Source organism: Burkholderia pulmonis, assembly GCF_984667975.1.
In genome coordinates, this window is sequence record NZ_OZ480187.1 from 1301055 (window position 1) to 1322708 (window position 21654).

Annotated in this window: 13 protein-coding genes; 5 read left to right on the top strand and 8 right to left on the bottom strand. The window is 68.0% G+C overall.

The window, feature by feature from the left end:
• Together AC5LXK_RS22590 and AC5LXK_RS22595 are read right to left on the bottom strand one after the other, a co-directional pair.
• Complete coding sequence (locus AC5LXK_RS22590; protein WP_493393704.1) at positions 1–1083, bottom strand: serine hydrolase family protein; 1083 nt, start codon at positions 1081–1083, stop codon at positions 1–3.
• A 197-nt stretch (positions 1084–1280) separates the two neighbouring features.
• On the bottom strand, positions 1281–1559 hold the full coding sequence (locus AC5LXK_RS22595; RefSeq protein ID WP_493394034.1) for a hypothetical protein: 279 nt from the start codon (positions 1557–1559) through the stop codon (positions 1281–1283).
• A gap of 51 nt (positions 1560–1610) precedes the next feature.
• Between AC5LXK_RS22595 and AC5LXK_RS22600 the strand changes: the two genes are divergently transcribed.
• Both AC5LXK_RS22600 and AC5LXK_RS22605 read left to right on the top strand, forming a co-directional pair.
• A complete protein-coding gene (locus AC5LXK_RS22600; protein ID WP_493393705.1) occupies positions 1611–2486 on the top strand; it encodes a LysR family transcriptional regulator in 876 nt (291 codons plus the stop codon).
• A 73-nt stretch (positions 2487–2559) separates the two neighbouring features.
• On the top strand, positions 2560–2844 hold the full coding sequence (locus AC5LXK_RS22605; RefSeq protein WP_493393706.1) for a transcriptional regulator: 285 nt from the start codon (positions 2560–2562) through the stop codon (positions 2842–2844).
• A 32-nt stretch (positions 2845–2876) separates the two neighbouring features.
• On the opposite strand, the gene AC5LXK_RS22610 is transcribed toward AC5LXK_RS22605, so the two are convergent.
• From AC5LXK_RS22610 to AC5LXK_RS22620, 3 genes are all read right to left on the bottom strand, one after another.
• Complete coding sequence (locus tag AC5LXK_RS22610; protein WP_493393707.1) at positions 2877–3620, bottom strand: transporter; 744 nt, start codon at positions 3618–3620, stop codon at positions 2877–2879.
• A 99-nt stretch (positions 3621–3719) separates the two neighbouring features.
• Entirely contained in the window at positions 3720–6485 is a 2766-nt protein-coding gene (mgtA, locus tag AC5LXK_RS22615; RefSeq protein ID WP_493393708.1) for a magnesium-translocating P-type ATPase, read from the bottom strand.
• A gap of 720 nt (positions 6486–7205) precedes the next feature.
• On the bottom strand, positions 7206–8843 hold the full coding sequence (locus AC5LXK_RS22620) for a S8 family peptidase (RefSeq protein WP_493393709.1): 1638 nt from the start codon (positions 8841–8843) through the stop codon (positions 7206–7208).
• A gap of 421 nt (positions 8844–9264) precedes the next feature.
• Here AC5LXK_RS22620 and AC5LXK_RS22625 point away from each other — a divergent pair, with 421 nt between their 5' ends.
• From AC5LXK_RS22625 to AC5LXK_RS22635, 3 genes are all read left to right on the top strand, one after another.
• The gene (locus AC5LXK_RS22625) at positions 9265–10161 is read left to right on the top strand and encodes a glutamate/aspartate ABC transporter substrate-binding protein (RefSeq protein ID WP_493393710.1); all 897 of its coding nucleotides are present in this window, start codon (positions 9265–9267) and stop codon (positions 10159–10161) included.
• A gap of 324 nt (positions 10162–10485) precedes the next feature.
• Entirely contained in the window at positions 10486–11733 is a 1248-nt protein-coding gene (locus AC5LXK_RS22630) for a multidrug effflux MFS transporter (protein WP_493393711.1), read from the top strand.
• Positions 11734–11754: 21 nt separating this feature from the next.
• Complete coding sequence (locus AC5LXK_RS22635) at positions 11755–12276, top strand: GNAT family N-acetyltransferase (RefSeq protein ID WP_493393712.1); 522 nt, start codon at positions 11755–11757, stop codon at positions 12274–12276.
• A gap of 29 nt (positions 12277–12305) precedes the next feature.
• Here the strand turns inward: AC5LXK_RS22635 and AC5LXK_RS22640 are convergent, their stop codons facing one another.
• From AC5LXK_RS22640 to AC5LXK_RS22650, 3 genes are all read right to left on the bottom strand, one after another.
• Positions 12306–12995: a hypothetical protein gene (locus tag AC5LXK_RS22640; protein ID WP_493393713.1), complete on the bottom strand. Its 690-nt coding sequence runs from the start codon at positions 12993–12995 to the stop codon at positions 12306–12308.
• Positions 12996–13252: 257 nt separating this feature from the next.
• Positions 13253–15496: a penicillin-binding protein 1C gene (gene pbpC, locus AC5LXK_RS22645; protein ID WP_493393714.1), complete on the bottom strand. Its 2244-nt coding sequence runs from the start codon at positions 15494–15496 to the stop codon at positions 13253–13255.
• Between the two features lie 10 nt (positions 15497–15506).
• Positions 15507–21551: an alpha-2-macroglobulin family protein gene (locus AC5LXK_RS22650; protein ID WP_493393715.1), complete on the bottom strand. Its 6045-nt coding sequence runs from the start codon at positions 21549–21551 to the stop codon at positions 15507–15509.
• Between the last annotated feature and the right edge of the window lie 103 nt (positions 21552–21654).

Below are 21654 nucleotides of genomic sequence, written 5' to 3' on the forward strand. Positions count from 1 at the left end.
CTACTGGATCGAGCAGGACAGCCAGCGATGAATCTTGAGTGCGTCGCTCGACACGCCCGCCCGCGTCGGCGCGCCGAGCAGCACGACCGTTTCGCGGCGGCCCTTCACGCGCATCCGCATCACGACACCGTGCCCGGATTCGTTGATGAAGCCGGTTTTCTGCAGCCGGATTGGCAGGCGGCGATAGCGGACGAGCGGGTCGGAATTCACATAGACGAGCTCGCCGTCGCCGGGGCGCACGGTGGTCGACGTGTCAGTGGAGAAATAACGGATCAGCGGATCCTGCGCGGCCGCGCCGACGAGCCGCGCGAGATCTTCCGCCGTCGACACGTTGTGCGGCGACAGGCCGGTCGGTTCGCGGAAGTGCGTATGGCGCATGCCGAGCCGGCGCGCTTCGCGGTTCATCGCGTTGACGAACGCGGCGCGTCCGCCCGGATAGTCGCGGCTCAGTGCAGCCGCCGCGCGGTTCTCGGACGACATCAGCGCGATATGGAACATGTCGCGGCGCGACAGCTCCGAGCCGACCTGCAAGCGCGACCCGGTGAACTTGATCGTGTCGCGATCGTGCGCGGTGACGCGCAGCACGCCGTTCAGCGGGCGATCGGCGTCGCGTGCGACGACGGCCGTCATCAGTTTCGAGATCGATGCGATCGGCCGCACGGTGCGCGCATTGCGGGCCAGCAGCGGTGTGCCGGAATCGACGTCGAGCACGTAGGCCGCGCGCGAGTGCAGCGAACCGACCGCGCGCGGCGTGTAGCCGCAACTGGCGAGCAGCTTCGGTTTCGCGGGCGGGCGCGGCCGCACGGCGGTCGTGCGCTTCGCGCGCCGCTGCTGCGGCGCGGGCGCCGCGTGACGCTTGGCGGCCTGATGCGTCACGCGCGGGCGGCGATGCTTGACGGCTTTTTTCTTGCGGTGGGGTTTCTTCTTGACGGCCTTCGTGTGCGCATGCGCTTGCGCATGGGCGGTGCGATGCGGCTGCACGCGTTGCGCGGACGCGTTCGCGGCGAACGCGAACAGCAGGAACGAGAGGGCGAGGATCAGGGTGGTCCGGGCGCGAGGCACGCGCGCGATGAGGCCGGTCAAGCGAAAGTCTCCTTTTCACGCGCGATGTGGCTGCGCGGAATGCATGGGCGGTCAGCGGGTGCGGGAAATTATACGGTCGATCGCGTGGCGATGACGATGGGATGACGCGCAATGACGCGTGATTCGGGTGGATTTCGGTCGTTTTGGTCGCCGTCGTCAGCGATATGCGTGAGGTGACAGCCGGGCAGGCATGCCGTTCAGCGCGGCCAGTTCCGCCGCGACACGACCGCAAAGCTGATCGCGATCGAACCCGTCACCACGCGTGGCGGCGCGTCTTCCAGCGCATCGCCGAAGCGAAAGCGGCGGCTGCGTCCGTCCGCGCGTTCGGCACGGCGTTTCGGTGCGCGCGTATCGGCCGTGGCGGCGCGCGCGTCGGTATTCGCGCCATCGCATGATGGCTCGGCCACACAATCGGCCGCTTGATCGAGAGACATGACGGTGAATTCCGGGAAGGGCATGTCCGTATTGAACGGTATTGCATTCGATCAGTAAAATGAATATTTCAATCGATACAATTCCTTTAAAGAATGGAACTCAAGCTGCTGCGCACATTCCTGACGGTCACCGAGCTGTGCCATTTCAGCCGCGCGGCCGATGCACTGCACATGAGCCAGCCGGCATTGAGCAAGCAGATCGGCGCGCTCGAGGCGAGCCTCGGCGGCAAGCTGTTCGAGCGCGGCCGGCACGGCGCGGAGCTGACGCCGTTCGGCGAACGCTTCCTGCCCGACGCGCAGACGCTCGTGCGCGATGCCGACGAGATGCTTGCACGTGCGCGGGAGGCGACCAGCGGGCAGCGCGGCCATTTGCGGCTCGGCATCTGCCTGTCCGTGCTGACGCTGGTGCCGAAGCTCATCGCCGAGTTTCGGCGCCGCAATCCGGGCATCGCGGTCACGCTGAGCGACCTGTCGTCGTCCGAGCAGACGCGCCGGCTGCGCGCGGGCAAGCTCGACGCGGGCTTCCTGCGCCTGCCTTCCGACGAAGGATTGTCGTCGTTCAAGGTGACCGACGAAGCGCTCGCGCTCGCGGTGCCGCCGCATCTCGACTTCAAGCGCGTGCCGGCCGACCTCGACGTGCTCAACGAGATCGGCTTCATCGCGCTACAGCGGGCGCGCGGCCCGGGGCTCGCCGCACAGATCGACCGGTGGTGCGTCGAGCGCCGTTTCGTGCCGCACGTGATGCAGCAGGCGGAGGACGTGCAGTCGGTGTTGACGTCGGTCGCGGCCGGCGTCGGCGTCGCGTTCATTCCGTCGAGCGCGCGGTATCTGCTGCGCGATGCGACGGTGATACCGCTCGACGGCCGGGACGCGAAGTGGCGTGTGGGGCTCGCATGGCTGTCGGATCGCGACGATCCCGTCACCACGCGTTTCGTGTCGTTCATGCGCACCGCGCTCAAGGGTGCGTGACGCGGCGTATAGTGTTTGCGATTCCCTTCCCCGAATGAGGGCTGGCCCGGCGCCGGCCGACGAACCCGAACCGATGACTTCCGAATCCGACGATTCCCCGCTCGACCCCGCACTCGTTGCGACGCTCGCGACGCTGAACGAGGCCGCGAACGATCCGGCCGGCAAGACGTGGTCGCTGCCGAAGATCGCGAAGCGCACGCAACTGCCGATGAGCACGCTGCGCCGCGTGCTGACGCAGCTCGACGCGGCAGGGCTGAGTGCAACGACGCTGAATGAAGACGGCACCGGCAGTGCCGCGTTGACCGATGAAGGGCGTGCGGTGTGCGCGCAACTGTTCGGTGCGAACGACGCGCGATGAATGAAAAACGGGCCGCGGATGCGGCCCGTCGATTACCAGCGAGCGGTCACGCCACCCATCACCGAGTGACGGTAGGTCTGGTCGTTCAGCCCGCGGCGGTAGCCGACGTCGAGATCGAGCCAGCGTGTCGGCGAATAGATCGCGCCCGCGAGCACGAACGCCGGATTGGCGCCTGCGGTGCTTTCCGGGTTGCGCGACGTCCCGACGTCGACCACGAGCTGCAGCCGGTCGGTCGCCTTGTAGATCACCGCACCCGATATGGCCCAGATCGACGTCAGGTCGTCCTGGCGATTCGGCTGGTAGGTGAAGCCCGCGTTGGCGAGCAGCGAGAAGCGCGCGACGTCGGCCTGCGCGAGCAGCGTCGCGCCGGTGCCGACGCGGCCCGTGCCGAGCCCGCGGCCGCCGTTGCCGGTCGGCATCGTCACTTTCGGTTTCAGCGCGAGCGACAGCGGCCCGCGTTCGACGAACCGCCATTTCATGCCGATCTCGACGTCGCCGATGCCGGCGCCGTTCTCGTCGGTCCGCGTCTGCAGATGCGTGTACGGCGCGTTTACGTACAGGTCGACGTGTTCGCCGAACCCGCGCGTGAGCGTCGCATTCCACAACTGGTGGCGGCCGCTGTCTTCCTGTTTCGCGGTTTCCTCGCCGTTGAACTCGACCTGCCAGTTCGCGTTGCCCTGCGTGCCCGTGTCGTCGCTGACGAGCGGATGGGCGGCGTACGCGTCGAACGGCGCGAAGAGTGCGCTCGCGGCGGCGAGCGGAAGGATTCTTTTCATCGGATTTCCCGTGGAGCGTCGTGAGCGTACCGGCCCGCACGCGTGATGCGGGCCGGTACGTCGTGATCCGGACGAAGTCGGAACGGAATCAGTACGGAATCAGAACCACTGCTTGTAGCGGCGCACGTAGATCGTCTTGACGATCTGTGCGAGCAGGATGTAGCCGACCATCGTCGCGGCGAGCCAAAGCCAGTAGGTGCCCGGCAGGTGCATGAAGCCGATTGCGTCCGCGAACGGCGAGAACGGCAGCCAGCAGCCGATCGCGATCGCGGTGAAGGTCGACAGCAACACCGGCAGCGATGCCGTGCTCTGCAGGAACGGGATCTTCTGCGTGCGCAGCAGGTGCACGACGAGCGTCTGCGATACAAGGCTCTCGATGAACCAGCCCGAGTTCATCACGATCTGGCCGCCGGTGCCGCCGTTCAGGTGAAACAGCGCGCCTGCGCCGAACACGGTCCACATCAGGATGTACGTCGTGATGTCGAACACCGACGACGTGGGCCCGACCCACAGCATGAAGCGGCTGATGTTGCCGGCTTCCCACTTGCGCGGCTTCTTCAGGAACTCGGGATCCATCTTGTCCCACGGCAGCAGCATCTGCGACGTGTCGTAGATCAGGTTCAGCACGAGCAGCTGGGTCGCGAGCATCGGCTCCCACGGCAGGAACGCGCTGGCGACGAGCACCGAGAACACGTTGCCGAAGTTGGAGCTGGCGGTCATGTTCAGGTACTTCAGGATGTTGCCGAACGTCTCGCGGCCCTTGATCACGCCTTCCTCGAGCACCATCAGGCTCTTTTCGAGCAGGATGATGTCCGCGGTTTCCTTCGCGATGTCGGCGCCGCTGTCGACCGAGATGCCGACGTCGGCGTCGCGCAGCGCAGGGGCATCGTTGATGCCGTCGCCGAGGAAGCCGACCGTGTGGCCGTTTGCCTGCAGCGCCTTGACGATGCGCGCCTTCTGCAGCGGCGTGAGCTTGGCGAACACGGTCGTGCGTTCGACGACCTTGGCGAGCGTTTCGTCGTCGAGCGCTTCGATTTCCGTGCCGAGCATCGGCTTGCCGGGTTCGAGGCCGACCTGGCGGCACACCTTCATCGTGACGGTCGGGTTGTCGCCCGTCAGCACCTTCACCGCGACGCCGTTCTCGCGCAGCGCGGCGAGTGCCGGCGCAGCCGATTCCTTCGGCGGATCGAGGAAGGTCAGGAAGCCGCGCACGACGAGGTCGTGTTCGTCGGCGGTGCGGTACTGCGCACGTTCGTCGCCGCGCGCAATCGTGCGTGTCGCGACCACGAGCACGCGGAAGCCGTCCTCGTTGTACGCGGTCGCCTGTTCGAGCAGCCGCTTGCGCGCGACGAAGTCGAGCGGGCGCACGCCGTCTTCATCCTGCACGTGCGTGGAGACGGCCAGCATCTCCTCGACCGCACCCTTGCAGATCAGCAGGTGCGTGCCGTGCTTGTCCTCGACGACGACCGACAGGCGGCGTCGCACGAAATCGAACGGCAGTTCGTCGATTTTCTTGTAGCCGTGCGGCTTCACGCGTTCGCCGATTTCGTCGGCGCGCGCGACGACCGCGATGTCGATCAGGTTCTTCTGGCCGCTTTGATGGAAGCTGTTCAGCCAGCCGAGCCGCAGGATTTCCTCGTTCTTGTGACCGGACAGGTCGAGGTGGTGTTCGAGGATGATCTTGTCCTGCGTGAGCGTGCCGGTCTTGTCGGTACACAGCACGTCCATCGCGCCGAAGTTCTGCACCGAGTTCAGCCGCTTGACGACCACCTTGCGACGCGCCATCGCGACCGCGCCGCGTGCGAGGTTCGCGCTGACGATCATCGGCAGCATCTCGGGCGTCAGGCCGACGGCCACCGCGAGGGCGAACGTGAGCGCGCTCAGCCAGTCGCCCTTGGTCAGCCCGTTGATCATGAACACGATCGGCACCATCACGAACATGAACTTGATCAGCAGCCAGCTCACGCTCGCGACGCCGCGGTCGAAGCTCGTCTCGATGCGCTTGTGGCTCACGACGTTGCGCGCGAGCGACCCGAAGTACGTGTCCTCGCCGGTCGCGACGACGACGGCCGTCGCGGTGCCGCTGACGACGTTGGTGCCCATGAAGCACACGTTCTCGAGATCGAGCAGCGACGTCGACGCGTCGTTCGCCGCGCCGGCCGCGCGCGTGTTCGCGGATTTGCCGGCCACCGCGCCGAGCGTGTCGTACTTCTCGACGGGCAGCGCCTCGCCGGTCAGCACGGCCTGGCTGATGAACAGGTCGCGCGATGCGAGCAGGCGCACGTCGGCGGGGATCATGTCGCCGGCCGCCAGGTGCACGATGTCGCCGGTCACGACTTCGCGCATCGGCACTTCGCGGCGCGTCGGCTCGGACGTGTCGGTCACCGAACGCTGCACGGTGGCCGTCGTGCGGACCATCGCCTTGAGCTTCTCGGCGGCGCGCAGCGAGCGGAACTCCTGCACGAAGCGCAGCAGCGCGCTGATCGTGACCATGGTCAGCAGGATCGTCATGCCGACGTAGTCGCGATCGTCGGGCGCCGCGAAGTAGACGTCGGTGAAGAAGCTGATGGCGGCCAGCACCAGCAGAACGTAGACGAAGGGATTGTGGAACGAGAGCAGCAGCTGGCGGGTCCAGTGCGGCGGCTTGTCGTGCGCGATTTCGTTCGGGCCGTAGTGCTGCAGGCGGTCGGCGGCCTGGTCGTAGGTGAGGCCGCGGGTGCTGGTGTGCAGCGACTTCAGCGTGTCCTCGAGCGGGCGGGCCGCTTCCTGCGCGGCGCGCATGATGCGCGGTGCGTTCTGCTGGCCGGCGCCGGCCTTGATGAAGCCGCGCTGTTTCTTCTGCGATGTGTTGTGTCGTGTTGTCATGAGTCGCTCCTTGCGCACGAGGCGGCGGGCGGGGAGCGACCGTGACGTTATCGACGCACGAGCGCTCCCCGCCGCGTCGCGTCAGGCGCGATCGGCTGTGGATCGGGAAAGGCGGGAACGCTCGCCGGCGCGCATGATGCGGTCGGCGTGTCGATGCGCAGCGTCGCACCGGCGAGCGGTAATCGACTACTGTCGTCTGAGTTCATTAGCACTCCTTTCGGTTGCGGATAGTCGGCACGGGCGATCGGCAGCGACGCGCGCAGCATGGCGCGCGGCCGGACGGCACGCGAACGGAGGGCGCACGCGGCTGGCGCCGCGCGCAACACGAACGCACACGCGCGACGGCGCGTCGCGTGCATTCGACAACATCGAAAATTCGGCGGGAGATCTGGCCCGTGATCAGGCCGGAAAGACGCCGCATCCTGCTTCCCGGGATGCGGCAGAAGACGAGGCTCTGCGCGTTTTCCTCAGGCAGCAGTCAAGTTGGTCAAGCACCAACTACAACTCGCATCGGTGTTCACAGAACACTCCATGTAATTAGACGGGAGGGATGGTAATGGCTCGCTGTGCGAAGCGTCAACCCTTTTGTCAGGCGTTATTTCGAGAAACGTAATCGGGTCGGCGAGCGCGCGCCGAAGCGCCGCAGCGCAAACGCAGAAACGGCCGCGCGCATGCCATGTCGGCATGCGCGCGGCCGTGTCGACGCAGCGTACCGTCGACTCAGTTGGCCGATGCCACCGCGGCACCCGCGTCGAGGATGCCCGAGCCTGCCGGCATCGCGGTGCACGACGTCCCGGCCGCGAACTTCGCGGTACGTGTGCCGCCTTGCAGCTTCTGCTGGATCTGCGCGGGCGTGAGGTTGCCGTTCACCGACAGCATCAGCGCGGCGACACCCGTCACTTGCGGCGTCGCGAGGCTGGTGCCGTTCGCGAGGCCGTAGGTGTCCGAGCCCGGCGTCGTCGTGCCGGTGTTCGACGTCGACAGGATGTTGACGCCCGGCGCGCTCAGCGCGACATCGGCGCCGAAGTTGCTGAACGATGCGCGGCGGCCCGTCGCGTCGGTTGCGCCGACGCTGATCACGCCGCGGCAGTTCGCGGGCTGGTCGAGCCCGGTCGACAGGCCGTCGTTGCCGGCCGCGACGACCACGGTCACGCCCTTCGCGGTCACGTCGTCGATCGCCTGCTGGAACGTCGTGCTGCATGCGCCGACGCCACCTAGGCTCAGGTTGATGACCTTCGCCGGCGTCGGGTTCGTCGGTACGCCGTTCACGGGGATGCCGGCTGCCCAGCGCATCCCGTCGGCGATGTCGCTCGTCACGCCGCCGCACTTGCCGAGCACGCGCACCGGCAGGATTCGGCCGAGCCACGACACGCCGGCGATGCCGGTGCCGTTGTTGGCGGTCGCGCCGATCACGCCCATCACGCGCGTGCCGTGCCAGCTGCTGTCGCTCGGCTGGCTCTCGCATTGATAGTACGGGCCGCTGGCGTTGCTCAGTTCCTGCTGCGTGACCCAGTCGCCCGGATCGGTCGCGTCAGGGCCGCGCGTCAGGCCGTTGTTGCTGGTGTTGACGTTGCTGATGAAGCTGTAGCCGGGCAGCAGGTTGCCGACGAGGTCGGCGTGCGGCCGGTAGCCGGTGTCGAGCACGGCCGTGACGACGGTCGGCGAACCCTTGGTCACGTTCCACGCGGGCGGCATGTCGATGCCGGCGGTCGGGTCGGACAGGTACCACTGCTGGCTGTAGAGCGGGTCGCTCGGCGTGTCGCGGATCTGCATCGGGTGATCCGGTTCCGCGTAATCGACGTCGCTGTCGGCCGCGAAGGCCTGCGCGAGTGCGGCGGCGTCGGTGGCGGCCATGCGCTGGCCGAGCGACAGCACGGCCGCGCCGGTCGAGATCGTCCGTTCGACCTGCACGTTCACCGGCGCTTGCGCCACCGTGCTTGCATAGGCTCGCGCACTGCCGGCGACCGGTGCCGTCCAGCGCGTCATCGAGCGCTGGATCACCGCGTCGAGGCGCGTACCGTTGTCGATCGCGGCCATCGCACGCGTGGCCGTCAGCGTTTTCAGCTTGACGATGATGTGATCGACCGGCGGCTCGACCGGCGCGGCCTGTGCAGCCATCTGCACGGCGGCCTGCTGCGTCGCGCACGCATTGCTGTTGGTCGAGGCGGGCGGAGTCGTCGGAGTGGGCGCGGGCGCCGGGGCGGGGGCCGCGTTGGAGGAGGACGGGTTGCTGCCGTCGCCGCCACCGCCTCCGCCGCAGCCGGCGAGGGGCAGGAGGGCGGCGGCGGACAGCATGCCGGCGAGCATGCGCGCATGTGCGGAGCGCGCCAGCGCGAAATTGAAACGTTTGGTTCTCATGTTGAAACTGATCCTCGTAGATAACCGTCGTGCCGGCGGTGGCGCTGGTCCGGCTGACCCGGACCTTGTCGTTTTTGTCTGACGGTTGCAGCAGGTTGCTGCGACGCGCCATGCTCTGGGTAACGGCGCGCACGGCGGCTTCTTGAGCCGGTTTCGCGAGAAAAACAGGGGGGCGCGCAAACGATTACGTTGATGCGTCGCAACATGAACGCGTGTTTGGAACGACCGGCACAGGAGGTGGGGTCGAGTCCGTGCGCGGCCCGGTCGGGAGAAAGCTGGCGCGGGGGCCGGTTTGCGCGGCACGGAAAACATCTTTCAGGCGCCGGTCGCGCTGGAAGGTTGTTTACGCTTCCCCTGATGTGACGCGAATATTGTCGGGCGTACGATCGCGGTTCGATCAACCTTTCGTCAGGAGAAAAGCATGGATCGCCGCTACCGTTGGCTGGCCGTCGCGCTGTCCTGCGCGCTGGCGGGCGCCGCGCATGCGCAGGCTCTCACCGGCACGCTGAAGAAGATCAAGGACACGGGCGTTGTGTCGCTGGGCATTCGCGAGTCGTCGGTGCCGTTCTCGTATTCGGACAACCAGCAGAAGAACATCGGCTACTCGCGGGACATCGCGTCGCGCATCATCGACCAGCTGAAGACGGATCTGAGCCTGCCGAGCCTCGCGGTGAAGGAAATTCCGATCACGTCGCAGAACCGGATTCCGCTGCTGCAGAACGGGACGATCGATTTCGAATGCGGATCGACGACGAACACGCTCGAACGGCAGAAGCAGGCCGCGTTCTCGAACAGCATCTTTCTCTATGGCATCCGTTTCAGCACGCGCAAGGATTCGGGCGTGAAGGACTTCGCGGACCTGGCCGGCAAGACGGTCGCGACGACGGCCGGCACGTCGGACGAGCGGCTGCTGCGCAAGCTCAACGAGGAGAAAGGGATGAACATGACGATCATCAGCGCGAAGGATCACGCCGAAGCGTTCATGAACGTCACGACAGGGCGCGCGGTGGCGTTCGTGATGGACGAGCCGCTGCTGTACGGCGAGATCGCGAAGGACCGCAACCCGGGCGCGTACACGGTGACGGGCACGCCGCTCGTCCATGAAAACTACGCGTGCATGATGCGCAGGGACGATCCGGCGTTCAAGCATGTCGTCGACGGCGTGATCGCGAAGATGCAGACATCGGGCGCGGCCGAGAAGCTCTACAACCAGTGGTTCACGCAGCCGATTCCGCCGAAGGGCGTGAGCCTCGACTATCCGTTGTCGGCGGAGATGAAGCAGCTGTTCAGGAATCCGACGGACCAGGCGCAGTATTGATCCGGCCGTCGCAATGAAGCACCGCCGGCGCGTGCCGGCGGTTCGGGCGGAAAAGGTGTGAAGGGCGGGAAGGGCGAATGACGCGCAACGCGTCAGGCATCGATGTCCGGCTCGCGTGGAGCCGGGCCGCCGCGACGACGGATACGCCCCGGCCAGCGCCTTTCAGGGTGTGCCGCAATCGGCATTCAACCTCGCCTGCGCCAGGGGAATCCTGTGGCCCGATGCAACAACAGGCACAATACGGGATTCGCCACGACCGCCCGCATGTTCGTCAATCGAACATTGACGGCGCGGCACTGCTGCCCGAGAGCCTTCCCAGTCGTCATGAACGCCACGCCCACTCCCGCACGCGAGTCGAACTCGCCGCGCTTCCTGCTGTTCCTGATCTGCCTGTTTTCGTCCGCCGGCCAGCTCGCGATCGACATCTACGTACCTGCGCTGCCCGATATGGCACGGTCGTTCGCGACCACGCCGCAGGCGATCCAGTCGAGCGTGTCCGGCTACATGGCGGCCTACGCGCTCGGCCAGCTGATCTTCGGGCCGATCGCCGATGCATACGGTCGCAAGCGCGTGCTCGCGTTCGGGCTCGTGATCTACACGATCGGCTGCCTGCTGTCGCTCAGTGCGCCGAACCTGGAGACGTTCGTGCTGGCGCGCTGCCTGCAGGGCTTCGGGATCGCGACCACCAACCTGCTCGCGAAGGCGATCATCACCGATTCGTTCTCGGGGCAGGCGCTGATGCACGCGTTCACGTACATGTCGATCGCGTGGGGGCTGGCGCCGATCATCGCGCCGGTGATCGGCGCGCACCTGCAGGAATGGTTCGGCTGGCGCGCGTGCCTCGTGTTCCTGCTCGTCTACTCGCTGGTGATGTGGGCGCTGCTGTGGCACTACCGCGAAACCTTGCCGAAACCCGTGCATCTCGAGCCGCGCACGCTGATGACGAACGCGGGCAAGGTGCTCGCGAGCCCGGTATTCCAGAGCTGTTTCCTCGCACAGGGCCTGTGCTACAGCATCCTGCTGGTGTTCAACATCGTCGGGCCGTTCATGGTGCAGACCACGCTGCACAAGCCGCCGACCTTCTTCGGCTATCTCGCGCTCGGGATCGGCCTCATGTATTTCCTCGGCGGGCTGTCGAACCGGATTCACGGCCGCGGGCTGCCGAGCGCCGAGCAGCGGCTGCGCATCGGCGCACGCGTGATGGCCGGCGCATCGGTCGCGATGCTGGTGCTGGCGCTGACCGTCGGCTTGCGCGTGTGGACGCTCGCCACGCCGGTGCTCGTGATGGGTTTCTGCGCGGGCGCGATGTATCCGACGCTGATGGCCAAGGGCAATTCGCTGTTTCCGCATATCGCCGGCCTGACGAGCGCGATCCTCGGCTGCGCGCTGCTGCTCGTGTCGTCCGCGATGATGGGGCTGGCCGGCTTTGTGTCGATTCACGTGCTGACGCCGCTCGCGATGTTCTTCGTCGCGCTGTCGTTCATCGTCGTGTGGATGGTGACGAAGCTGTTGCGGTACCTGTCGCAGCAGCAGGCCGCGCCCGTCGTGTGCGGGAGCGGGGAGGCCGCGTAAGCGGCGCCTGTCGATCGCCTCATGAGCCGGATCCTGCTGAACCGCGTCGTCCGATCCGATGCCGCCGACCTGATCGCCGCCAATCGCGCGAGCCGGAGCCACCATCTGCCGTGGGTCGATTCGTTCGTCGACCAGGCGGGATTCGATCAATGGTTCAATCGCTGCCTGACGGGGCCGGGCGTCGGTCTCGTCGCGCGCGAACGGGCGTCCGGGGCGGTGGTCGGTGTCGTGAATCTCAACGAGATCGTCGGCGGCATGTTTCAGAGCGCCTATCTCGGGTACTACGGGATGGCGGATTTCAGCCGCAAGGGGTTGATGACGGATGCGCTGCGCGCGGCAATCGACGTCGCGTTCGGCGAACTCGGGCTGCACCGGCTCGAGGCGAACATCCAGCCCGCGAACCACGCGTCGATCGCGCTGGTTCGACGGCTCGGTTTCACGAAAGAAGGATTCTCGCCGCGTTATCTGCGTATCGGCGGCGAATGGCGCGACCACGAACGGTGGGCGCTGCTGGCTGACGACGCGCGCGAAGCGGGCGCCTGACGGCCGATTCCTTTCCCGCCCGGGGAGGCTTACAGCGGATGCGCGGCGCCGGCCTGCGCCAACAGCGAAACGGCAGCCGGATCCGGCATTCCATTCGAGTCGATCGCGCCTGCCTTGGCCAGCGCGACGAGATCGCTGTCGACACCCGGTTGCCCGACCACGAACGATGTGGTCAGGAATGCCGGCGTCGCGAGCGTGACCGCGTAGCGCTGCTGCAGGTTCGTCACCACGGCCGATTGCGCGGCCTGCACGGTGTTCGGGCTGTTCATCGCCTGCTGGTAGCGCAGGCTGCCCTGGAAATTGCCGATCAATCCGGCCGTGTTCGTGCCGAGCTGCGCCGCGAGATAGACCAGCATCAACTCGGTCTCGGGCGTCGTATTGAAGGTGCCGCCCGCGTAGGCGAGCGAATGCAGGCTCGTGCCGCCCGACGTCACGGTGATGGCGCAAGGCAGCGTGGCATTGAGCGTCACACCGTAGTTGCCGCCGCCGTCCGTCAGCGTCGTGGCCGAGCCTGCCGCACAGTTGACCGTCACCTGCGCACTGGCGAGCGCGTCGCCTGTCGCGGCCGTGCCCGACAGCGCGACGGTTTGCGTGTTGTTGTTGAAGCAGACATCGACGCCGAAGCAGGCATCGCCGTTGCACGCCTGGAGGGCGCCGAGCGTTGCAACGCATAAGACGCCCAGCGCGGGGCGGGTGAAGCGCATCGGGCGGATGTTCATGGTCGCTGGTCTCCGGGAGAGGGAAGCAGCTGATAGGCGCCCGGGGACGCGGCGCTGTTCACATTCTAGATTCCGGATCTGCGGGCTGCATGCCCGTTTGCCGGCTCAACCGGAAACGTTCAGTCCCCTTCGCAATGGGGGGCTGCGGGACGATTGAAACGTCAAGAGAACGCGCCGCCCACGAGCGCGCTGGCGCGGCGTTGCCGACATGAACTTCAAACGACGGACGGGCCGGCCAGTCGGGCCGGCTTACCCGCTCAGGGCTTGCGCGCGGCCGTTTTCGCGAACGCGCCGCGTACCTCGAAGCTGATCGTATCGGCGACGTTGCCGCGCGCATCGACGAGTTCGAGCCGGTGCCGGCCCGGCCACGGCAGCCACGCGATACGGTCGGCATGCCCGATCACCTTGTCGTCGAGCCGCCACGCGAATTTCGTCGCGCGCCCGGCAGAACGCTCGAACCAGATCCGCTGGTTCTTCGGCGGAATGTCCGGATCGATCGCGAAGATCGTGCCGTCGGTCGGCGCGCCGATCGTCAGCGGCGCACGCGCACCGTTCTTGTCCGGCGTGACGGGCGCGGCGAGCCGGATTGCGTCGACCGCCGTCCCGGCGAGGAACCACTCGTTGCGTGACGGCTCGATGTCGCGTTCGAACGTAATGCGGCGCGTCTCGACGCCGGCCGGTGCGCGCGGCGCACGGCTCGGCAGGTCGCGGTGCAGGTAGCCGACGACGGCCGACCACACGGGCGACGCGCCCGTGACGCCCGACACGTCCCACATCGGCGAACCGTCGGCATTGCCGACCCACACGCCGACCGTATAGCGCGACGTGAAGCCGACGGTCCAGTTGTCGCGCATGTCCTTGCTCGTGCCGGTCTTGACGGCCGAGAAGAAGCGGGTCGCGAGCGGGTTGTCGAAGCCGAACGTGCGTACGCGCGCGTTGTTGTCGGACAGGATGTCGGTGACGACGAAGGTGGCCGCCTCGCTGAACACGCGCGTGCCGGCGTCCGCCCGTACGGGCGCCGACGCGCCGGATGACGGCGCCGGTGCAGCGGCCGGCAGGTCGACGACCTTGCGTGCGACGCCGCCGTTCGCGAGTGCGCGATACGCGTTGGTCAGCGACAGCAGCGTGACGTCCGCGCTGCCGAGCGCGAGGCTGAAGCCGTAGTAGTCGCCTTCCTGCGTGAGCGGCAGGCCGAGCGCGGTCAGCGTGCGCGCGAAGCGGTGCGGCGTGACGAGCACGAGGGTGCGCACGGCCGGCACGTTCAGCGAGCCGCCGAGCGCGCTGCGCACGCTCACCCAGCCCTTGAAATCCTTGTCGTAGTTCTGCGGAATGTACAGGCCGCCGCCGGCGGCGAGGTTGATCGGCGCGTCGTCGAGCAATGACGCGGCCGTCAGCCGCCTTTCGTCGAGCGCCTGCGCGTAGAGGAACGGCTTGAGCGTCGAGCCGGCCTGGCGCGGCGCGAGCACGGCATCGACGTCGCGCGCGCTCGACAACGCGCCCGACGATCCGACCCACGCGCGAATCTCGCCGGTCGCGTTGTCGATCACGACGACCGCGCCGTCCTGCACGTTGCGCCGGTGCGCGGGGGCGTTGAGTTCGGTCAGCGCGCGCATCAGCGTGTCGCGCGCGAAGCGCTGCAGCGGTGCATCGAGCGTCGTGCGGACCTGCGCGCCGGCCGCCGGCCTGACCTCGGCCGCGATGCGTCGCGCGAAGTGCGGGGCGAGGGCGGCGCCGTCGTCGCGCACCGCACTGGCCGGGCGCGCGAGGACGAGCTGTACGTAGCCGTCGAGCGATGCGCACGCCGGCTCGGCATGCATGTCGCGCAGGATCCGGCACGCGCGTTCGGCGATCTTCGCGGGCGCCGCGTTGGGCGCACGCACGAGCGCGGCCGCGATCGCGGCTTCGCGTGCATCGAGGCCCGACGGCGCCTTGCCGAACAGCACCTGCGACAACGCGCCGAGCCCGACCGTTTCGCCACGGAACGGCACGAGGTTCAGGTACGCCTCGAGGATCTGGTCCTTGCGCCAGCCGCGTTCGAGCAGCAGTGCGTTCACCGCCTGCGAGGCCTTCTGCGGCAGCGAGCGCTGGCCGGAGCGGCGCGGCGAATCGCTGAGCAGCCCGGCGAGCTGCATCGTGACGGTCGATGCGCCGCGCGTGCGCTCGTTCCACAGGTTGCCCCACGCCGCCCCTGCAATCCCGCGCCAGTCGACGCCGCTGTGTTCGTAGAAGCGCTTGTCCTCGGATACGACGATCGCCTCGCGGAACGCGGGCGACACGTCCGCGAGCGACACCCAGTCGCCGCGCCGTTCGGTGAGGTCGACGCGCGTGCGCTGCAGCGGCGTGCCGTCGCGCGCGAGCAGCACCCAGTCGGAACTGCGCCAGTTGCGGCGCACGTCGTCGTAGCCGGGCAGCGCATGTGCGATGAGCGGCACGGCCAGCACGACGGCGACGAATACGCGGCCGGCGAAACGCGCCGGCCGCGGCAAGGCCAGATCGATCATCAAGGTCTCGTTACTTGCCCGCGTCGGCCGGTTTCACGGTCATCGGCGGGTTCGGCCACAGGCCGTACACGGAGGGTGCATACAGCGCTTCGACACGCGTCGGCGGCAGCCCGAACGTGCCGACGTTGTTCAGCCGCACCGTGTACTCGACCGAGAATTTGCCCTTCGGCAGATAGTCGTAGTACGCGCGGTAGCCGTCGAAGTCGCGTTCGATGAACGCCGGCCATGCGCCGTCCGGCGTCTTCTCGCCCTGCGTCGCCGCTTCGGAATCGCGGCCGAGGCCCGAGCCGAGGATCGTCGCGCCGGCCGGGATCGGATCGTTGACGGCGACCCACGTCATGTCGCTTTGCGCGTCGATGTCGAGATGCACGCGCACGACGTCGCCGCGCGTCAGCACGCCCTTGACGGCCGGCGACACGGGCGTGACGGTCTTCGTGATCCGGTAGCCGGCCGCGAACGGCGAACGCAGCGGCACCGCCGCGAGGCTCTCGACCGTCGCCCATGGGCGGCCCGTGCCGTCCTGCGTGACGGACAGCGTGGCCGGCCCCTGCGACGCACGCGGCCACGGCAGCAGCACGCTGCGCGCCGCGGCGGCGCGGGTGGCGGGCGTGGCGGACGCCGGCGTATCGGCAGGGGCCGGCGCCGGTGCTTGCGACCACGAGATCGAACGTTCGTCGCCGCCGAGTGCGACCTTCGTCGCGCCGGCGACCGGCGTGCTCTCGTAGGTACGCGAGAAGCGTTCGACCGCCAGCAGGCCGAGCGCATTCGACGTCGTCGTCTGCCACGCGCCCTGGCGTTGCAGCGCGAGCAGGCCGGCCGTCACGCGCGGCATCTCGTCCTTCCATGCCGGGTCGCCCGCGAATTCCAGCGCGAGACGGGCAGCGTTGGTCTCGTTGCTGGTCATCAGCCACCACAGATCGTCGTCGCGCGCGGTCGAGAACACGAGCTGCGTGCCCTGGTACGTGAGGCGCGCGCGCAGGATCTGTTCGACCTGTGCGCGTTTCTCGTCGCGCTGCGGGATGTCCTTCACGCGCGTCAGGATCGCGTGATAGTCGATCACCGCCGACGTCGGCCACTGGTTCGGCGCGATCTCGATCGAGCCGAGCATGCGGCCCTGCGCGGCGCCGAAGCGCGACAGCGCCTCGATCGCGGCGAGCTTGCGCAGGTCGCGGTCCTGGCGCGGCGCCCAGGCGTTGCGCTCGAGGCGGCCGTCGACGAAGCGCGCGAGCCCGGCTTCGAGCTGCGTGCGCAGGTCTTCCGGCAGCGCGAAGCGCGGGTCGAGACGGCTGGCTTCGTCGGATACCACGAGCAGGTACGACGACAGCGTCGGGCTGCCCTGGTGCGAATCGTCGGACGACGGCGGGAAGTAGCTCGCGAGCCCGTCGCTGTCGAGGTAGACGGGCATGCGGGCGATCAGCGCCTGCCATTGCGCGGGATCGTGCAGCCCGATCGCGCGCGACGTCTGCTGTTCGAGGCAACGGTACGGATAGCGTTCGAACCAGCGCCGCACGCCGGGCAGGCCGTCGGCGAGCTTCGACTGCAGCGATACCGCGATGCCGCCGCGCGGCGAACCCTGCGCGTTGTTCACGGCGCCGGCCGGCGCCGACACGGGCACCGTCAGCGTGCCGTCGACCTGCGCGAGGGTCGCCTGCTGCACCGTGACCGGCAGCGCAGGCACGACCTTCTGCGCGACCGCCAGTGCGTCGGACGCACGTTTGCCGCCTTGTTCGGCCGCTTCGATGCGCCAGTTCAGCGCGCCGGCCGCGTCGAGCGCCTGCTCGGGCACGGTGATCGTCCACGCGACCTCGGTCGCCGCATTGGCGGCCAGCGACACGGTTTGCGGCGCGACGTCGAGGCCCGTCACGCGCGGCGTCACGACGACTTGCATCGCGCGGTCGGTCGTGTTGCGCAGCGTGACCTGCGCGCGGAACGCATCGCCTTCGCGCACGAGCGGCGGCAGGCCGGAGATCAGCTGCAGATCCTGCGTGCTGCGGATCGACGTGCTGCCGGTGCCGAAACGGTCGGGGCCGACCGCCGCAATTGCGACGATCCGGAAGCGCGTGAGCGCATCGTTCAGCGGGACTTCGACGGTCGCACTGCCGTTCGCGTCTAGCGTCACGCGCGGATTCCACAGCAGCAGCGTGTCGAACAGCTCGCGCGTCGGCGCGCTGCCGCCCCCGCCGCCGGCGGGCACGGCCTTGCGGCCGAAGTGGCGGCGGCCGACGATTTCCATCTGCGCGGTGGCCGTTTCGACGCCGTACGCGCGCCGGCGCAGCATCGCGTCGAGCAGGTCCCAGCTGTTGTTCGGCATCAGTTCGAGCAGCGCCTCGTCGACGGCCGCGACCGCGATCTGCGTGCCGGCCGGTGCGGGCTGGCCGTTCGGCAGCGTGACCTTCACATGGGCCTGCGCCTTGCTGCGCACCGTGTAGCGGGTCGCGTCGGTCGTCACGGTCACGCCGAGACGGTGGACGCCCGTGCCGACCTTGATTTCGCCGAGGCCATAGCGGAACGCGGGTTTCGACAGGTCGACGAATGCGGTCGGCGCCTCATAGTGGCGGCCTTCGCGCCAGAACGCGCGCGCCCATTCGACCGGCGCCTTCCAGCCCCACGTGAAGAACGAGTACCACGGCACCTCGCGAATCCGGCCGCGCAGCGCGAGCACCGACACGTAGACGTTCGGCCCCCACGATTCGCCGACCTTCAGGTCGACGGTCGGGTTCTTGCCGTTCAGCTCGACGATGTGCGTTTCCATCACGCCGCCGCGCTCGACCGCGACGAGCGCGGTCGCGTAGCGGAACGGCATCCGAACCTGGAAGCGGGCCGTTTCGCCCGGCTCGTACGACGTCTTCTCCGGAATCACGTCGATCCGGTCGGTGTTGTCGCCGCCGAACCAGAGTTCGTCTTCACGCGTGACCCACACCGACGTCGACGCATTCGACGTGCGGCCGTCGCCGTCCTTCGCGACCGCGATCAGCTGCACGTTGCCGGCCTGTTCGAGCGTCGCGTCGCAGGCCATGCGGCCCTTGTCGTCGGTCTTGCCCGAGCACAGCACGCCGAGGTCGCGCGTGTCGCTCTTGTTGTCGTATGCATAGAAGCCGCCGACCATCCGCTTGCGCGACGACGTCGTGATGTGCGCGACACCCTTGATCTCGATCGACACGGAAGCACGCGGCTTGCCCTGCAGGTCGACCGCGAGCGCCTGCACCGGCACGCGCTGGCCGACCGACACCCAGCGGCCGGCCTTGATGCCGGCCACCACCGCGGCCGGCCACAGGATCGTGTCGCCGCGGATCGTCTGCACTTCACCGTTCGGGTCCGCGAACGTCGCTTCGAGCGCGATGCGCTTCGGCGCGTCGACGTCGGGCAGGCCCTTGAGCGTGACCGAGCCCGCGCCGTTGCGGTCGAGCGTCAGCGGCAGCTTGTCGGCGATCAGCTTGGTCGCGTCGGGGTCGTTGTTCGACGACGACGTGTTGTCGCCGTCCTGCGAGTCGTCGTCGGCATTGCCGTCGCTCGTATCGGGGCGATACGGCGTGAAGCTGAAGTCCTCGAAGCGATCCGCGAACGGCGGCGATGCCCACTTCATCAGCGCCGACACCTGCACCGGCAGGTTCGATGCGCCGCCGCCCGACACGTAGTCGATCTGCACGGCAAGCGGCGCTTCCTTCACGGCGACGAGCGGGCTCTTCTGCGCGTCGCGCGCGCCGATCGAGCCTTTCAGCACCGGCAGGCGGAACGCCTCGACGCGGAAGCTGCCGCTGTAGTAGGTGGCGGTCGGCGCGTCTTCGGGGCCGCCTTCGAGCTCGACGCTGTATTCGCCGAGCTTCGCGGCGGCCGGCAGCGTGAACTGCGTGTCCGCACTGTGGTCGGCCGCCCACGTGAGCGGCAGCTTGTACGTCTGGCCCGTGCCGAGATGGCGGATCGTCACGCGCGTCGGGTATTGCGACGGGAACGCGAGGCTCTGCAGCGTTTCGGTGCGGATGAAATGCTTCATTGACACAGTTTCGCCGGCGCGCAGCAGCGTGCGGTCGAACACCGTGTGGGCGCGCACGGTCGGCGCGCTGTCGGTATCGGTCGGCACGTTGAAGCGCCACGATTCGATCCCGCGGTTCCAGCCCGAGCTGACGAACGCCATGTCGGGGCCCGTCTTCGGATCGTCGACGCGGGCCGACACGAAGTAGTCGTCGAAGCGCTGCTCCGACGAACTGCATTCGCGCTTCGGCTCGAACGGCCCGTCGATCTTCAGCAGGCCCTGCGCATCGGTCTTGCCGGACGCGATTTCATCGCCGTTGCAGTCCGACACGCGGATCTGCGCGTTCGGCACCGGCTTGCCCTTGTCGAGCGTCGTGACCCATACGAGGTTGTTCTCGCGGCCCTGTTTCAGGTGCACGCCGAGGTTCGTGACGAGCACGGTGGTGCGCACGTACATGCTCGACGGCTTCGCGAGCAGCGAGCGGCCGAGCGCGGGCGACGCGAGTTCGAGCACGTAGAAACCGGGCTTGTCGATCGGCACGCCGACCACCTCGAACGGGCGCAGCGTCTTCGGGTCGGCCTTCGGCAGCGTCAGCGTCTGCGCGCCGGGCTCGCCCTTGAGCAGCGACAGCGAGCGCACGTCGATGCGGCGGTCCTTCGCGGCCGGCTGCTTTTCGCCGGCTTCGAGCGGCACGTAGACCGGGTGCTGCCCCTTGCGGTCGAGCAGGCCGGGAATCTGGCTGTCGATCGAGCCGGCCGTCATCGACCAGTTGTCGAAGCGGTCGACGGTGCGCATCCACTGGCGGATCGCCGTGTCGTTCTCGACCTTCAGGTTCGCGAATTGCGCACCGCCCGCGTTGAGGCCCGCGATATGCAGGTCGGCTTCGACGTTGCGCAGCGTGACGGGCACGAGTGCGGGCGTATCGGGTTCGGCAAAGCGCTCGACGATCCCGAACGTGCCCGACGAGAATTTCGCGAGCGGCGGCATCGGCGCGGTGCGCGTGGCCAGCGGGAACAGGTCGGCATTGGACAGCGAGCGGTCGGTCACGTCGCGCAGGCCCGACGGCAGCTCGATCGTCAGGCCGGCCTGCGCGGGCAGCGGCGGGTTGAACGTGACGGTCGTCACTTCCTCGCTGTGGTCGTCGGCCGCGAAGGTCGGGTTCAACGTGCCGTCGGGGCCGCGCAGCTTGATCGCTTCGGCGTTCTTGCGCGAGATCGGCGCGTTGAACGACAGCGTGAGCGGGCGCAGCGGCGTGCAGGGCGCCTTCGCGTTCTCGCGTTCGCACGAGAAGCTCGCGGCGAACGGCGCCCGCACGGTGAAGTCGAAGCGGCGTTCGGTTTCGTTCGCGATGCCGCTCGGGCTCGCGACGCCCTTGCCGTACACGAGCTGCATCTTCGCGCTGGCCGGCAGCGCCTGCGAGCACGACAGCGTCAGCACGCGCGCGGCTTCCTTCTTCAGCCCGAAATGATCGAGCAGGGCGTTGCGCGTATCGTCGTCGGCCGCCGTGACGGGAATGCGGTTGCCGATGCCGGCCGCTTCGCACCAGATGTTCGCGAGCGCCGAGCGCGGCTCGGCCGGGCCGTTCAGCTTCATCACGAAAACCTGCCGTTCCTCGATCTCGCGCGAGCCGGGGCGCACCGATACCGGGAACGGGCCGCCCGTCTGGAACGTGAAGCGGCGCGGGCCGCTGGCCGCATTGCCGGCGACCGAGCGCAGCGTGTCGTTGAGCGCGACCGAGCAGCGCACGCCGGGCGGCAGGTCGTTTTCGAAATCGTAAACCCAGGTCTTGTCGTCGAGCCAGTGGCCCTGGCCGCGCGCGGCCGTCGAGTCGTTACAGGTCACGCGTGCCGGATTCGGTGCGGAGGCCGAGCCGAACGCGACCATCGGTTCGTCGAACTTGACGACGCTCTGCCGGACTTCGGTGACGGTGCCTTGCGGCGACACGCTCACCGTGCGCGCCGCACCCGCATGCAGCGACAGCGCCGCGGCGCCGCCGAGCACCGCGACGGCGCCGATGCGCCAGAGCAGCCGGGTGGCATGGCCGGGTCGATTCGGTTGTTTGTTGTGTTTGTCGTGCTGCTTCATCGCTCGATTGCCCTCGGAGGGAAGCTTTCTGTTTGGTTGCACGCGATTCTAACCGACCGTCATGCACGCGCATCGCGGTGCGCAGTGTGTCGTCGGCATGCGA